The sequence below is a fragment of the Streptococcus cuniculipharyngis genome (assembly GCF_007859195.1).
Taxonomy (GTDB): domain Bacteria; phylum Bacillota; class Bacilli; order Lactobacillales; family Streptococcaceae; genus Streptococcus; species Streptococcus cuniculipharyngis.
The window spans coordinates 61832-78385 of record NZ_VOHL01000006.1; the positions used below are offsets into that span (position 1 = coordinate 61832).

Here is a 16554-nt window from a genome sequence, read left to right on the forward strand (position 1 = left end):
TGATTGGTTAGTAAGTTGTATAATAACATATATGAATCAACTCATTAAACACAAACTAGAGCTTTTGCCCAATCAGCCGGGTTGCTATCTACATAAGGATAGGACTGGTAGCATTATTTATGTGGGGAAGGCAAAAAATCTGAAAAATCGTGTGCGTTCTTATTTTAGAGGTAGTCATGATACCAAGACGGAATTACTAGTGTCAGAAATCGTTGATTTTGAGTATATCGTGACTACCTCCAATATTGAGGCCTTGCTCTTGGAGATTAACCTCATTCAAGAGCACCAACCTAAGTTTAACATCAAGCTCAAGGACGATAAATCTTATCCTTTCATCAAGATTACTAAGGAAAAATACCCCCGCTTGTTGATTACCCGTCAGGTTAAAAAAGATGATGGCCTTTATTTTGGGCCTTATCCAGATAGTACGGCGGCTAATGACATCAAAAAACTTTTAGATCGGATTTTTCCTTTTAAGAAATGCAAGAATCCTGCCAATAAGGTTTGTTTTTACTATCATCTCGGGCAATGTTCTGCTCATACTGTCTGCCAGACGGATCAGGTCTACTATGAAAGCATGATTGACGATGTGAAACATTTTCTTAATGGACAGGATGATAAAATTGTCAATCAATTGAAGGAGAAAATGCAGGCAGCTGCCAATCAAATGGCGTTTGAGCGAGCAGCCGAGTATCGAGATTTGATTTCAGCAGTGGCTACCCTGCGGACCAAGCAACGGGTTATGCACCAAGACATGATGGACCGAGATATTTTTGGTTATGCTGTCAAAAACGGTTGGATGTGTGTGCAGGTGCTTTTTGTTCGTCAGGGGAAATTGATTCAGCGAGATGTTAATCTTTTTCCCTATTACAATGAGGCCGAGGAAGATTTTTTAACCTATTTAGGGCAGTTTTATCAAGATAGTCGTCACCTCATGCCGCAAGAAATTTTTATTCCCAGCGATATTGATGACAGTTTGGTTGCTGCCTTGGTGACGAGTAAGGTCATCAAGCCCCAACGGGGAGAGAAAAAACAATTGGTCAATTTGGCCACCAAGAATGCCCAAGTCAGTTTGCAGCAGAAATTTGATTTACTAGAGAAGGATTTTCAAAAAACACAAGGAGCTGTGGACAATCTCGGTCGGCTCTTGGGGATTGCTAGTCCCCGTCGGATTGAGGCCTTTGATAATTCCAATATCATGGGAACCAGTCCAGTGTCTGCCATGGTGGTTTTTGTTGATGGTAAGCCTAGCAAGAAAGATTATCGCAAATATAAGATTAAGACAGTGGTAGGGGCGGATGATTATGCTTCGATGCGAGAAGTGCTTCGTCGTCGTTATGGCCGAGTGAAACGTGAAGGCTTGATTCCTCCTGATTTGATTATTATTGACGGGGGGCAAGGGCAGGTTAATGTGGCTAAGTCAGTCATTTATGATGAGTTGCAGCTGACCATTCCCATTGCTGGTCTGCAAAAAAATGACAGGCACGAAACGCATGATCTGCTTTTTGGTAATCCCTTGACAGTTGTAGATTTGCCACGCCAATCCCAGGAATTTTTCCTCCTTCATCGGATTCAGGATGAGGTCCACCGCTTTGCCATTACCTTTCATCGTCAAGTCCGGTCGAAAAATTCCTTTGCCTCCCGCCTGGATGGGGTAGCGGGTCTAGGTCCTAAACGCAAACAGACCTTGCTCAAAAGCTTTAAGAGCATGACGGCCATCCAAGAGGCTAGTGTGGAAGATTTAGTTAAGGCAGGTCTCCCCCAGAAGGTGGCAGAAAGCCTATACTGGCATCTGCGGCAAGAATAACTGGGTTGGTAGTTTTCCTGAGACTAGTTTTATGTTACAATAACAGTAGAATAGAAGAGGTGACCAGATGAAATTTTTAGAATTGAATAAAAAACGTCATGCCACGAGGACTTTCAATAATCAGCCAATTGATTTGGCAGATGTGAAAACCGCCATTGAGATTGCCACTTTGGCACCAAGTGCTCATAATATTCAGTCTTGGCAGTTTGCCATTGTTAAGGACAAAAAGGCTGAGCTAGCTGAAATCATGTATGGTCACAATCGTCAACAGGCCCTGGATGCCCAGTATGTGATTGCCGTTTTCAGTGATACAGACCTGGTTAATCGTGCCAATCGGATTGCTCGCCACGGGGTCAATCAGATGCCCGAGGCGGCCCTGTCTCGTTTCATCAATGAGTTTCCTAAGATGTACCCGACCTATAGTCCCCAGCAGATGAGTGATTATTTAGCTCTTAATGCTGGTCTAGTGACCATGAACTTGGTTTTGGCCCTGACGGATCAAAAGATGGCAAGTAATATTATCCTAGGTTTTGATAAGACCAAGGCCAATGCGATTTTGGAGATGGATGAGCGTTACCGTCCAGAAGTTTTGATTACGGTTGGTTATAGTGATCATCCTGGTAATCCAAGCTACCGCCTGCCAGTTGAACAGGTGATTGATATTAGATAAGGAGCAGTGGAGATGACAATAGATTTTCAAGCAGAATTTGATAAACGTAAAGATGAATTTATGGCTGATTTGACCAGCCTTTTATCCATTAACTCGGAACGAGATGATAGCCAGGCGGATGACAAACATCCTTTTGGGCCTGGTCCGGTCAAGGCTTTAGAGCATTTTTTGGCCATGGCAGAGCGAGATGGCTACAAGACGCGGAATATTGATAATTATGCTGGTGACTTTGAGTATGGCCAAGGTGATCAGGTCTTGGGAATTTTTGGGCACTTAGATGTCGTACCAGCTGGTTCTGGTTGGGAAACAGACCCCTATCAACCGGTTGTCAAGGACGGCCGTCTCTATGCTCGTGGGTCTTCTGATGATAAGGGGCCAACCATGGCCTGCTATTACGGTTTGAAAATCATCAAAGAATTGGGCTTGCCTGTTTCTAAAAAAGTTCGCTTTATTGTGGGAACTGATGAGGAGTCCGGTTGGGCAGATATGGATTATTATTTTGCTCATAATGGTCTTAAAGATCCTGATTTTGGTTTTTCACCGGACGCTGAATTTCCAATCATCAATGGCGAAAAAGGAAATATCACGGAATACCTTCATTTTGGTGGTGACAATGCAGGTTCGGTGCTTCTACATAGCTTCACCGGAGGTTTGCGTGAAAACATGGTGCCAGAATCTGCAACAGCTTTGATTTCGGGTCAGCTTAACCAAGGTGATTTGGCAGAGCAATTAGCCCAGTTTACGGCCCAGCATGGGGTTACAGGCCAGCTAGAAAAACAGGATGACAAATATCAAGTCACCATCTTTGGTAAATCAGCCCATGGGTCAACTCCTGAAGAAGGCATCAATGGCGCAACTCTTTTGGCAAGTTTCCTGACTTCCTTTGACTTTGCTGCCAGTGCCAAAGATTATTTGACCGTGGCGGCTGGTTTACATGGTGATTTCACGGCTGAAAAACTTGGTTTGGCCTATACCGATGCTTGCATGGGAGCTTTGAGCATGAATGCGGGTGTTTTCCGTTTTGATAGCCAGTCAGCAGATAATACCATTGCTTTGAATTTCCGTTATCCAAAGGGAACGGACGAACATGTTCTCAAGGCAGGTTTAGAAAAGCTGGCTGGAGTGGAAAAGGTTAGCCTATCAGAAGCCCATCATACGCCTCACTATGTGCCTATGGAAGATGAACTGGTTAAAACCCTCCTGTCCGTTTATGAAAAGCAGACTGGTTTGAAAGGGCATGAAGTTGTCATCGGTGGTGGAACGTTTGGTCGTCTCTTGAAACGTGGGGTGGCCTTTGGGGCCATGTTCCCTGATTCAATCAATACCATGCACCAAGCCAATGAATTTATGGCCTTGGATGATTTGTATCGCTCAGCAGCTATTTACGCAGAAGCTATCTATGAATTGATTAAATAAGGTTAGCCATAAGGACTGGGTCACGGCCCAGTCTTTAGTTGTCTGCTAGCTGATTGGTGAAAGTAGCCCCCTATTTATGCTATAATAGGAAGGTAGCAAAAAAGGAGAAGATGATGAACCCATTATTAGAAGGGATGAACGATAAACAGGCTCAGGCAGTCCAGACGACAGAAGGGCCCCTCTTGATTATGGCAGGAGCTGGCTCGGGCAAGACCCGCGTTTTGACGCATCGGATTGCCTACCTGATTGATGAGAAATGTGTCAATCCCTGGAATATTTTAGCCATTACCTTTACCAATAAGGCAGCTCGGGAAATGAAGGAGCGGGCTTTGGCACTTAATCCAGCCACGCAAGATTGTTTGATTGCGACTTTCCATAGCATGTGCGTCCGTATTTTGCGGCGAGAGGCAGACCAGATTGGCTATAATCGCAACTTTACCATCATTGATCCAGGTGAACAACGGACCTTGATGAAACGTATTCTCAAACAATTAAACCTAGATCCCAAACAGTGGAGTGAACGGGCTATTTTGAGTCATATTTCTAATGCTAAAAATGACCTCCTAGACGAGCTGGCCTATGAGCAGCAGGCGGCGGATTTTTACCGGCAAACGGTGGCTAAGTGTTACAAGGCTTATCAGGCGGAACTGCGTCAGAGTGAGGCCATGGATTTTGATGACTTAATCATGATGACCTTGCGTTTGTTTGATCAACACGCTGATGTTCTAGCTTATTACCAACAACGCTATCAGTATATCCATGTGGATGAGTACCAAGATACCAACCATGCCCAATACCAACTGGTCAAACTCTTGGCTAGTCGTTTTCAAAATATCTGTGTCGTCGGCGATGCTGATCAATCCATTTATGGCTGGCGGGGGGCTGATATGCAGAATATCCTTGACTTTGAAAAGGATTATCCCCAGGCACAGGTTGTTCTCTTGGAAGAAAATTATCGGTCAACCCAGACCATTCTTAAAGCAGCCAATGATGTCATTGCTAATAATAAACAACGTCGCCCAAAAAATCTCTGGACGCAGAATCAGGCTGGTGAGCAGTTGGTTTATTACCGAGCTAATGATGAGCGGGATGAGGCCCTCTTTACAGCTAGTCAGATTGACCACTTGATTAAGGAGCAGGGCAAACAATTTAAGGATTTTGCTGTGCTTTATCGGACCAACGCCCAGTCACGGACCATTGAGGAGGCTCTCTTGAAGGCCAATATTCCTTATACCATGGTAGGGGGGACCAAGTTCTATAGTCGTAAGGAGATTCGTGATGTTATTGCCTATCTAACTGTTATTGCTAACCCCAATGATAATATCAGCTATGAGCGGATTATCAATGAACCCAAGCGAGGGGTTGGTCCTGGTACGGTAGAGAAGTTGCGACTGTTTGCCCAAGAGCAGGGGATTAGTATGCTTGAGGCCTCTGATAATGTCATGATGTCGCCCATCAAGGGGAAGGCAGGGCAGGCAGTTTGGGATTTGGCCAATCTATTATTGACCTTGCGTGGTCAACTGGACCAGTTGAGCCTGACTGAATTGACCGAGGCTGTCTTGCTCAAAACGGGCTATTTGGAGCAATTACAGGCCCAACAAACCTTGGAAAGTCAGGCTAGGATTGAAAATATTGAAGAATTTCTATCTGTGACTAAAAATTTTGATGATAAGGATAGCCAAGAGGATGAAGATGGTTTAGACCGTTTGGGACGTTTCCTTAATGACCTAGCCCTGATTGCTGATACGGATGATGGAGATAGTCAAGTCTCTGAAGTGACCTTGATGACCCTGCATGCGGCCAAGGGTTTGGAATTCCCCGTTGTCTTTTTAATTGGGATGGAAGAAGGCGTCTTTCCGCTTGGTAAGGCTATTGAGGACCAAGATGAGATGGAGGAGGAACGACGTTTGGCCTATGTGGGTATTACAAGGGCTGAAGAAAGGCTTTACCTCATGAATGCCAATACCCGGACCCTTTACGGAAAAACAGCCTATAATCGCCCAAGTCGTTTCATTCGAGAGATTTCAGAAGATCTCATAGCTTATCAAGGCTTGGCTCGTCCGGCCCATAGTTCCTTCAAAGCCAGCTATGTTGAAGGTGGCAGTCGTTTTGGTCAGGGCATGAGCTTGGCAGATGCCTTGCAGAGTCGTAAACAAGCGGTGCAACCTCAAACCTTCTCTCGTCCGTCAACCAAGACAGACCTGCCTGATTGGCAGGTGGGTGATATTGCCCACCATCGTAAATGGGGACAAGGCACTGTCCTGGAGGTGACAGGTAGTGGTCAAGGTCAAGAAGTGAAAATTAATTTCCCAGAAGTTGGTGTGAAAAAACTGCTAGCGGCTCTAGCACCTATTGAGAAGAAATAAAAAGTTCCCTTAGCTAACTGATTAATTGCTATATGGGGAATAGTAGGATACAAATACTTTCATAAAAACGCTAGTTGGTTATTTTAACCAACTAGCGTTTTTTAGTTAACCAACACCTATAACAATAATTCCTTCAAGAATGAAAAGGAGTATAGGCAGTAACATGTGTTTTTTCATATGATTTCCTCACTCTCGTTTTTTATTTATTGTATAATAGTTTTATAAAAACTGATGATAAGGTTAAATTGTCGAAGTTGGTAAATAATTTTGAAAGGTTTATCAGATATGCTTAACCAATTTATAGCAAAAAAACATCTCTTTTTCTATTTTGTCTTTATCGCGATGACTTGGCTAGAAGCTGTGATAACGCCAAAGTTAATCTCAATGATTGTGTCTAGTTTTGAAATGAACCGTCTATCAATCCTTTGGTACGCTGTGATTTATTGGTATCTTGGGAAATTTATTAATTATTGCTGGACTAGCTGGTAAAAGGTATTATTATGCTAGGATTGTGTCAGATTTTACCATTAATTTTAAGAAAAAGATCGTTGAACAATTCTTGTATGGTACTAAAATAGATAAAGATGAGGTCTTATCTGATCTTGAGAACGATGTTAAGCAATTGGAAAATAATTACCTTGAACCAGCCCTTATCATCGTATCGTCATTAGGATTTACAGCAGTATCAATTAGTTATGCTCTGGCAACGAATTTTAGTCTGGGTTTGGTTTTTATCTGTTTCTATTCTATCCCAGCATTATGCAGTGGTATCGGTTCTAAAAAGTTAGATAAGCTTTCACAGGAACAGTCAATATCAAATCAAGAATACCTAGCACAAACAACAACTATCATCAACGGGGAGAGGGTTATCAAAAACTATCAAGCTGAGATTTTCTTTTTTAGCAGATTTCTATCAGTCCTTACTAACAGGATTGACAAATTCATTTATTATGAAAAGCAACGGACGATAAATAATCTTCTGATTAATAGCATTGATGCTTTTTGCTCTGTTGTGCCATTGATTATTGGTGGTTTTATGACCTATAATAATTACCTAAAGGGGTCCGTTTTTGTAGGAATTTATTTGGTTTCCCACAATATCAGCTATCAATTTAATGAATTATCCTACTTCATCAATACTTACAAGTCAAGTAAACAATTGCGGGATAACTATTCATTCTTGCTGACAGAGAAAGTGGAGAAAAAGAACCATTCCACACACTCTTCCCTTTTTCCTATACGGATTAGTGATGTCAGTCTGAAATTAGGTGATAAGATCATTTTTAAAAACTTTTCTTTAGATATATCTGAGGGGGACAAAATCGCTGTGATTGGCCCCAGTGGATGCGGAAAATCGACACTTTTAAACATGATTTATGGTCATGTTTTACCAGACTCGGGAGAAATCACCTGTCAGGGAGAGTCAATGACAGAAAAGAAGTTATCGCATGCTATGACTTATATTTTGCAAGAATCATTTGTTTTTGAAGGGATGAGCATTGAAGATAATATAGCACTTGGCAAAGCAATAGATGATGATAGACTCGTTAATATTTTAAACAGGGTTGGTCTATCATTTCTAAAAGGTCATCTTTTATCTGCTCAAAACCTTTCTGGTGGTGAAAAGCAACGGATAGAGATTGCTAGAAGTTTGTATCATGAGAGTCAGTTGATACTGGCTGATGAGGTCAAGTCAAACTTAGATAAAACGAATGCCCAGCAGATTTCTAATCTTCTATTGCAATTACCTCAAACTCTGATAGAAGTTATCCATCATTATGATGAGGATACCTTAGCAAGATATGATAAGGTAGTTGACCTATCGTCCTAGAGAAAAAATAAAGAGTTTAGTTATCCAACTAAACTCTTTTAATTTGGGGCATAAAGTTGACGGAGACTAAGCAGCATGGCTCTAATAGCAGTCGTGTCTTCCTGACAGTTGTTGTCTATCCAGGTGGCTAAGATGGCATGTAGGCTAGCGATAAAAGTCGCTTGAGCATAGTTAGGGGGCAGATCAAGCAAGCTCAGGTCTTCCTTTTGAAAATAGGGATTGGCCTGCCAAAGGCTTTCCATAAAAAGCTGAATTTGGCTTAAAAAATCCAGCTGAGGAAGTTTGAGCAGAGCCCTAATTAGGTCTTTTTGTTCTTTGAAATAGCAGAGCCCTTGCAAGAGCTTGTCTTCCTGAGCTTGTTCGCCCTCACGAAAGATGAGCAAGAGTTGGTCTTTAATCTCCTCGGCCAGTTGTTCAATTAGGTCAAACTTATCCAAATAATGGAGATAAAAGGTACCACGATTGATTTGAGCCTCTTGGCAGATAGCGGTGACACTGATTTGGTCAAAACTTGTCTGGTTGAGGAGCTTGGCTAGGGCAGTTTGAATTTTAGCCTTACTCTGTGTCTGACGCTGAGCTGGTTTCCTTAAATCAACAGTCTGTCTAGGATTGTGTATTGCATTTCTCATATGAACCAGTATATAATATATGGGTACTTAAATCAACAGCTTGTTTAAGAAGGAGAAGTTATGGCTTATATTGAAATGAAACATTCCTATCGGCGGTATCAGATGGGAGATAGTGTGATTGTAGCCAACCATGATGTCAGTTTTGAGATTGAAAAGGGCGAATTGGTTATTATCCTCGGTGCCTCTGGTGCTGGTAAATCAACCGTGCTCAATATTCTCGGCGGCATGGATAGTAATGATGAGGGGCAGGTCATTATTGATGGGACAGATATTTCCCAGTTTAATGACCGACAGTTGACCAGCTACCGGCGGACAGATGTTGGTTTTGTTTTTCAATTTTATAATTTAGTCCCCAATCTAACGGCTAAGGAAAATGTTGAGTTGGCAGTAGAAATTGTGCCAGATGCGCTTGACCCTGAAACGGTTTTACGTGAGGTTGGTTTAGGCGAACGACTCAATAATTTCCCAGCCCAGCTATCGGGCGGTCAGCAGCAGCGGGTATCTATTGCACGAGCCATTGCTAAAAACCCCAAGCTCTTGTTGTGTGATGAGCCAACGGGAGCCCTAGATTATCAAACGGGTAAGCAGGTCTTGCAACTCTTGCAGGACATGTCGCGACAGAAAGGGGCAACGGTAATTATTGTCACTCATAATTCGGCCTTAGCCCCCATTGCTGACCGAGTTATCCACATGCATGATGCTAGAGTGACTAAGATTGAGCGTAATGCCCAACCGCAAGATATTGCAAGCTTGGAATATTGAGGTGGTCCATGAGAAAAAGAAGCTATTGGAAGGAAATTTTCCAAACCATGAGGGGGTCACTGGGTCGCTTTCTCTCAATCTTACTCCTAATGTTATTGGGGTCTTTTGCCTTGGTCGGCCTTAAATCGACAGTTCCAGATATGGAAAAGACAGCCAGTGCTTACTTTAAGTCCCAGCAGACAGCTGATCTTTTGGTGATGGCAGATTATGGCTTGAGCCAGGTAGACCAAGAGGAGCTAATGGCTCTCAAACAAGCTCAGGTGGAATTTTCCTATATGGCAGATGTTAGTATTTTGGACAGGACAGCTGCCTTGAGGATTTTTTCCCAAGACAAGACAGCTAAGCTGTCACAATACCAACTGGCAGCAGGGCGTTTGCCCCAGCAGTCAAATGAGATTGCCCTGGCCTCTTTTTTGGCCAAGGACTATCAAGTAGGTGACCAAATCCAGCTTGAAACCAGCCAGTCTTCCCCTTTGAAAGAAAAGACCTTTCAGGTAACGGGCTTTGTCAATTCTTCAGAAATCCTTTCAACAACCAATTTAGGCTTGTCTAAGGCAGGGGCTGGTCGTTTGACAGGCTATGGTGTGGTGTTGCCCGCAGCTTTTTCTAGTGATGTTTATGGCTTGGCTCGTATTCGTTATGATCAATTAAAAGACTTGTCCCCCTTTAGTGATAGCTATAATCAACAATTAGCTAAGTTGGAAAATGCTTTACAAGAGCAATTAGCCGATAATGGACAGGATCGGCTAGCAGCCATCAAGGCACCGACCCAGACTCAACTCACTAAAGCCAAGGAAAGCTTGCGTCAGGCTAGGGAAAAGTTAGCAGAGCAGGAGGAAACCTATAATAGTAGTAAATCCCTCTTACCCGCAGAACAACAGGTCAGGACAGAAGCAGAGTTGACGGCAGCTGCCAAACAACTTGCCGAAGAGGAGAAACGGTTAGCTCAAGAAGAAGGTCGGTTAGCTGACTTGGCTATTCCCAACTATCAGGTCTATAATCGTTCGAGTCTGCCTGGTGGTGCAGGCTATGAGACCTTCAAAAATAGCCTGTCTAGCATTGCTATGATTGCCAATATTTTTCCCATGGTGCTCTATCTAGTTGCAGCTATGGTGTCTCTGACCACCATGACGCGGTTTGTTGATGAAGAGCGCCTGACCTCAGGCATTCTCAAGGCCTTGGGCTATAGTAATCGTGATATTATCCGTAAGTTTGTCGTCTATGGCTTGGTGTCTAGCTTGGTGGGAACGGTCTTTGGTGTGCTGCTTGGAACCTTCTTTTTGCCTCATCAGATTGCCAAGACCATTATGGGCAATCTCACCTTGGGCAAACTACAACTGTTTGTCTCTTGGCCAGATATTGGCTGGGCCTTCTTATTGACACTTTTGAGTAGTGTTTTACCAGCCTATTGGGTGGCTAGGCGAGATTTACTGGAAAAACCAGCTAGATTACTTCAGGCCAAACCACCAGTCAAGGGGGCAAAAATCCTTTTGGAAAACCTACTTTTTCTTTGGAATCGCTTGAGTTTTACCGGTAAGGTAACAGCAAGAAATATTTTTCGCTACAAGCAACGCATGCTGATGACCATTTTTGGTGTGGCGGGTTCGGTTGCCCTTTTATTGGCTGGCTTAGGCATTCGTTCGTCCGTAGGGGGTGTGGTGCCTAGTCAATTTGCCAGGTCATTAACTTATGATATGCTGATTAGCCAAGATCAAGGATTAAGCCAAGATCAAGGATTAAGCCCTGATCAAGCGCAAGACCTGTCTCAGCTGATTAGAGGAGAAGCTCGGCGAGTTGATCGATTGTACTATGCTAACCTCAATCAAAGACTGACCGGCTTGCCCAACCAACAAACCATCAGTTTGATGGTGATGCCCAAAGCAGCTCTTCCTAACCAAATGAACCTTGTTGACCGATATCAGCAACCAATCAAATTGACAGACCAGGGGGTTATTATTTCTGAAAAATTGGCCCAGTTGTATGGGGTTAAGGAGAAAGAAAGTTTTTGGTTTAAGGCCCTAGATGGACGTCTTATCAAGTTAAAAGTTGCCCATATCAGCAAGCTCTACGCTGGACATTTTGTGATAATGAGTAAGGCCTATTATGAGGCGAGTTTCAAAGAGACTTATTTAGCCAACACTTATATGGTGACGACCAAGTCCTCCCGTCAAACTGAGCGAGACCAATTTGCCAAGAGCTTATTAGGACTAGCTAGTGTTGATACGGTGATCCAAAACACAGATTTGATTCGGACCTTGGAGAGTGTCGTCAACTCTTTAAACAGTGTCATGCTGATTTTGGTCTTGGTTTCTGTTTTATTAGGTATTGTGATCCTGTATAACTTGACCAGTATCAATGTGGCTGAACGGTTACGAGAGTTATCAACCATTAAAGTATTAGGCTTTTACCATCGAGAGGTCACCCTATATATTTATCGAGAAACCATCATATTATCTCTATTGGGTATTGGATTAGGTCTGTGGTTGGGTAGATTGCTCCATGCTTTCATCATCAATGGTATTGGTGGCGACAATATCCTATTTGAACAGACCTTGCCTTTAGGACTAGACCTTATTCCTATTTTAGTCATTGCTAGTATTATTTGTGGTTTGGGCTTTTTGGTTAATGGCCGACTCAAACGACTGGATATGCTAGAAGCCTTAAAATCTGTTGATTAAAGAACTTCTAACCACCTAACTTCTCGGTTGCTAGGTGGTTTTTTGCCAGCTGATGAGAGAAATAGTTGACAAAGGTTCTCACAAGAACTATAATAGTTCTCGTGAGAAATATTTATAAGGGGGATGTCAGTGAAACAACTTCATTGTCAGTTAAAACGGCTGAAAACAGATTTTGACTTATTTGCTAGTCAGTTAGCTAGGACCCATGATGTCGAGCATCTAGCAGGACCACAAGGCCAGACATTAGGTTATCTTTACCATCATCAGGATGAGGAGATTTTTGTTAAAGACATTATGCGAGAAATTGGTATCTCCAAATCAGTTGCCAGTAGTTTGATGAAACGGATGGAAAAAAATGGTTTCATTGCCTTAGTTGCCTCGCAGAAAGATAAGCGTTATAAACAGGTGGTTTTAACAGATTTGGGCCTACTCAAAGCAGAAAAGTTAAAAACATTTTTTCAAGTGTTGCATCAAAATCTTTTGACAGGTATTTCTCAAGAAGATTTGGCCGTGGCTATGAAGGTCATGACCCAAATCCATCATAATATTCAAGAAAGGAATCGTAATGAGTAAACTCTTTAAGCAGATGACCACTAAAGAAATTATCATGATTGGTTTTAGTGTTCTTCTCATTGCCCTCAGTGTTTGGCTAGAATTGGAAGTACCGACTTATATGTCCAACATTACCAAATTACTCTCCACTTCAGGAACAAAGATTGATCAAATTATGGAGCCAGGTGCTAAGATGATAGCTCTCTCCTTGACCAGTTTTTTGGTAACTGTTGCTGTCGGTTTTATTGCTGCGCGGGTGGCAGCTAGTTTTATCACTCGCCTACGCTCACAAATTTTTCAACAGGTAATGACCTATTCCCAGAAGGAAATTAAGACCTTTTCTATTCCTAGTTTGTTGACCAGAACGACCAACGATTTGACCAATATTCAGGTCTTGATCACCATGGGTTTGCAGGTGGTCACTCGGGGGCCAATTATGGCTTTTTGGGCGATTGGCAAGATTATGGACAAGAGCCAAGAATGGTTAATGATTACCGCAGCAGCTGTGGCGGCCATGATTTTGATGTTAGCCGTGTTATTGATTTTTGCCTTTCCAAAGATTCGCGTGGTGCAAAAATTGACAGACCGTCTCAACAGTGTTACCCGTGAAATCCTCTCAGGGATTCGTGTGGTTCGGGCTTATAATGGTGAGGCTTACCAAGACGAGAAATTTTTTCAAGCCAATCAAGAAGTGACCAAAACCAATCTTTTTGTAGGGCGTCTCATGGCTATTATGAATCCTAGTCTGAGCCTGATTGCTAGTAGTTTGACCCTGATGGTTTATTGGATAGGAGCAGGTTTAATCAATGAAGCAGCTCTGGCCGACAAGGTAAACCTCTTTAGTGACATGGTTATTTTCTCCTCTTATGCTATGCAGGTTGTGATGAGCTTTATGCTGATGGTTGCTGTCTTTTTCATCTTGCCTCGAGCCTTGGTTTCTGCAGGGCGGATTGCTCAAGTCTTGAGCTTGGCTTCTTCTGTTCCTTATGTGGAAAAAAGCAGAGCTGAACAGGCTAGAAAGGCTCAACCACAACTGGTTTTTGACAATGTTTCTTTCCGTTACAGTCCAACAGCTGAAGCTGTTGTTCAAGATGTTAGTTTTACGGCTGAGGCAGGGCAAACGATTGCCTTTATTGGTTCAACAGGTTCTGGTAAATCCAGTCTGGTCAACCTCTTGCCACGGTTTTACGATGTGACACAGGGAGCAATTTTTTTGGATGGTCTTAATATTAAAGACTATTCACAGGCGGATTTGGCTGAAAAGATTGGCTATATTCCCCAAAAACCAGTTTTATTTAGTGGAACAATTCGGTCTAATATGACCTTGGGAAGTCAATCGACTAAATCTTTGACGGAGGAAGACATTTGGCAAGCCTTGGATTTGGCTCAAGCGAAGTCTTTTGTTGAAGACAAAGAGATGGGCTTAGAGACAGAAGTTGCCCAAGGTGGAACTAATTTCTCAGGTGGGCAGCGTCAGCGGCTAGCTATTGCGCGTGCTTTAGCCCGCAAACCCGATATTTTAATTTTTGATGATTCGTTTTCTGCCTTGGATTACAAGACGGATCGCATTTTACGGTCAGCCCTTGCTAAGGAGACTAAGGACATGACTAAGTTGATTGTTGCACAACGTATTTCAACGATTATGGATGCAGATTTAATTCTAGTCTTGGATCAAGGGAAGGTTGTCGGTCAGGGACGTCATCAGGAGCTCTTAGCAAACAATAGTGTTTATCAAGAAATTGCTTATTCACAATTATCCAAGGAGGAATTAGTAGATGCCAAATAAAAGAAAATCTTCATTTATCCAGCAGCTCACTCCCTATGTCAAGGGATTTAGATTGCCTCTTTTGATTGCTGTTGTGGGAGCTATCGTCGCTAGTACCATTACCGTCATTGGTCCAGACCGCCTGAAAGAGATTACAGATGTGATTACAGATGGCTTAGCCTTGATTGCCCAAGGAAATACCAAGGGGATTGATACGACTAAGGTGGGACAAATCGCCAGTCAGCTCATGATCCTCTATGCTTTGGGTTGGTTAGTTAACTATCTCCAAGGCTTTATCATGGCTAGCCTGATTCAGGAATTCTCCAAGCGTTTACGCCTGGCAATCGCCGAAAAAATAAATCGTCTGCCTTTGGCCTATTTTGATAGTCATCCCCAAGGAGATACCATGTCTCGCGTTACCAATGATGTGGATACCACCTCACAATCCCTATCGCAAAGTTTGGGTCAACTCTTATCATCTCTCGTCTTGTTGATTGCTGTTATCATCATGATGGTTAAAACAGATGTCAAGATGACCTTGACAGCTCTAGGAGCAGTGCTAGTCGGTTATCTTTTGACAGGTTTTATCATGGCTAAATCCCAACCCCTTTTTAAACGCCAACAGGAAAATCTTGCTAAGATGACAAGTTTTGTAGAAGAGGTCTATTCAGGACATCAAGTTGTTACCAGTTACCATGCAGTCCCAGAAGTGACCCAAAGTTTTGACCAACTTAATGCTAAGCTGTATCAAAGCATGTGGAAATCACAATTTTTCTCAGGGATTATGATGCCTCTTATGCAATTTATTGGGAATTTCTCTTATGTGATGGTCTGTGTGGTTGGTGCGAGCTTGGTGATTAACGGCGAGATTACTATTGGAACCATTGTTGCCTTTATGAGTTATGTCCGTATTTTTTCTCAACCCCTTTCTCAAATCGCTCAGGCCAGTGGTCAGTTACAATCGGCCAAGGCTTCCTTGGGGCGTATTCTAGAATTTTTAGCTGAAACAGAGATGGAGGACGAGACAGCTAAGCAAGCTGAACTCAATCAGGTTAGGGGTGATCTATCCTTTGACCATGTTTCTTTTGGCTATGCTCCAGATAAGACAATTATCCATGATTTCACTGTTGATGTGACAGCGGGTCAAAAAATTGCCATTGTTGGGCCGACTGGTGCCGGTAAGACCACCATTGTCAATCTCTTGATGAAATTCTATCAGATCAATCAGGGAGCCATTAAAATTGATGGCATAGACATTAATGACCTTAGACGGGAAGCTGTTCATTCAGTCTTTTCAATGGTTTTACAAGATACTTGGTTATTTGAAGGAACGATTAAAGAAAATCTGATTTATAACCAGAGAGGAATTTCAGATGATGAAGTGATTGCAGCAGCTAAAGCGGTAGGAATCCATCATTTCATCATGACCTTGCCTGAGGGATATCAAACGGTCTTGGATGAGTCAGTGTCTTTGTCTGTTGGACAAAAACAATTGATGACTATTGCACGTGCCTTGTTGAAAAATGCGCCACTCTTGATTTTAGATGAGGCGACCTCATCGGTAGATACGCGGACAGAGGAATTGATTCAAAGAGCCATGGATAAATTGATGGAAGGGCGGACCTCCTTTGTCATTGCCCATCGTTTATCTACCATTAAAAATGCCGATCTTATTTTAGTCATGAAAGATGGTAACATCATTGAGCAAGGTAACCATGACCAACTCATGACCCAATCAGGCTTCTATGCCGACCTCTATAATTCCCAATTTGAGGAAGTGACAGACTAGAAAGTTTGACTAAAAAGAAGATATGAAAAAGAACCCACTGATTTTATCAGGGGTTCTTTTCTTGTTTTATGGCTTCGAGCCAGTTTTTCTCGTAGAGAAAAACAAGAAGACCACCAGCTATGTTGGTGGCTGCCCAGGCTTAGAGCTTCCATTTCTTTTTCTTGATATAATCTAATTGTTCAGGTTAGATAAAGGAGGAAAAAGAAATGGCTAAAACCAGTTACAGTTTATCACATACCAAATGGATGTGCAAATATCATATAGTTTTTACACCTAAGTACCGGAGAAA

General features: G+C 42.5%; 10 protein-coding genes and 2 pseudogenes. 11 read left to right on the forward strand and 1 reads right to left on the reverse strand.

What is annotated here, in order from left to right:
- Positions 1–31 precede the first annotated feature (31 nt).
- From uvrC to gggC, 5 genes and pseudogenes are all read left to right on the forward strand, one after another.
- Positions 32–1807, forward strand: a complete 1776-nt coding sequence (uvrC, locus tag FRX57_RS06590; RefSeq protein WP_146567881.1) for an excinuclease ABC subunit UvrC — start codon at positions 32–34, stop codon at positions 1805–1807.
- 67 nt (positions 1808–1874) lie between these two features.
- Positions 1875–2477: a nitroreductase family protein gene (locus tag FRX57_RS06595; protein WP_146567883.1), complete on the forward strand. Its 603-nt coding sequence runs from the start codon at positions 1875–1877 to the stop codon at positions 2475–2477.
- A gap of 12 nt (positions 2478–2489) precedes the next feature.
- The gene (gene pepV, locus FRX57_RS06600; protein WP_146567885.1) at positions 2490–3893 is read left to right on the forward strand and encodes a dipeptidase PepV; all 1404 of its coding nucleotides are present in this window, start codon (positions 2490–2492) and stop codon (positions 3891–3893) included.
- A 113-nt stretch (positions 3894–4006) separates the two neighbouring features.
- Positions 4007–6259 (forward strand): DNA helicase PcrA, encoded by a 2253-nt coding sequence (gene pcrA / locus FRX57_RS06605; RefSeq protein WP_146567887.1) that lies wholly within the window; start codon positions 4007–4009, stop codon positions 6257–6259.
- Between the two features lie 285 nt (positions 6260–6544).
- Positions 6545–8090: pseudogene (gene gggC / locus FRX57_RS06610) on the forward strand (streptosactin export ABC transporter GggC).
- A 38-nt stretch (positions 8091–8128) separates the two neighbouring features.
- Here gggC and FRX57_RS06615 read toward each other — a convergent pair.
- Positions 8129–8719, reverse strand: a complete 591-nt coding sequence (locus FRX57_RS06615; RefSeq protein ID WP_146567889.1) for a TetR/AcrR family transcriptional regulator — start codon at positions 8717–8719, stop codon at positions 8129–8131.
- A gap of 60 nt (positions 8720–8779) precedes the next feature.
- Between FRX57_RS06615 and FRX57_RS06620 the strand changes: the two genes are divergently transcribed.
- The 6 genes and pseudogenes from FRX57_RS06620 to FRX57_RS06645 all read left to right on the forward strand — a co-directional run.
- Positions 8780–9481, forward strand: a complete 702-nt coding sequence (locus tag FRX57_RS06620; RefSeq protein WP_146567891.1) for an ABC transporter ATP-binding protein — start codon at positions 8780–8782, stop codon at positions 9479–9481.
- A gap of 8 nt (positions 9482–9489) precedes the next feature.
- The gene (locus FRX57_RS06625; protein ID WP_146567893.1) at positions 9490–12159 is read left to right on the forward strand and encodes an FtsX-like permease family protein; all 2670 of its coding nucleotides are present in this window, start codon (positions 9490–9492) and stop codon (positions 12157–12159) included.
- A gap of 129 nt (positions 12160–12288) precedes the next feature.
- A complete protein-coding gene (locus tag FRX57_RS06630) occupies positions 12289–12732 on the forward strand; it encodes a MarR family winged helix-turn-helix transcriptional regulator (protein WP_425472616.1) in 444 nt (147 codons plus the stop codon).
- Positions 12725–14497 carry an ABC transporter ATP-binding protein gene (locus FRX57_RS06635; protein WP_146567898.1) on the forward strand — a complete coding sequence of 591 codons (1773 nt, stop codon included), beginning with the start codon at positions 12725–12727 and terminating at the stop codon, positions 14495–14497. The genes FRX57_RS06630 and FRX57_RS06635 overlap by 8 nt, the downstream gene beginning before the upstream one ends.
- Positions 14487–16265: an ABC transporter ATP-binding protein gene (locus tag FRX57_RS06640; protein WP_146567900.1), complete on the forward strand. Its 1779-nt coding sequence runs from the start codon at positions 14487–14489 to the stop codon at positions 16263–16265. Before FRX57_RS06635 ends, FRX57_RS06640 begins: the two co-directional genes overlap by 11 nt.
- A 206-nt stretch (positions 16266–16471) precedes the next feature.
- A pseudogene (locus FRX57_RS06645) lies at positions 16472–16554 on the forward strand (IS200/IS605 family transposase); the annotation flags it as partial.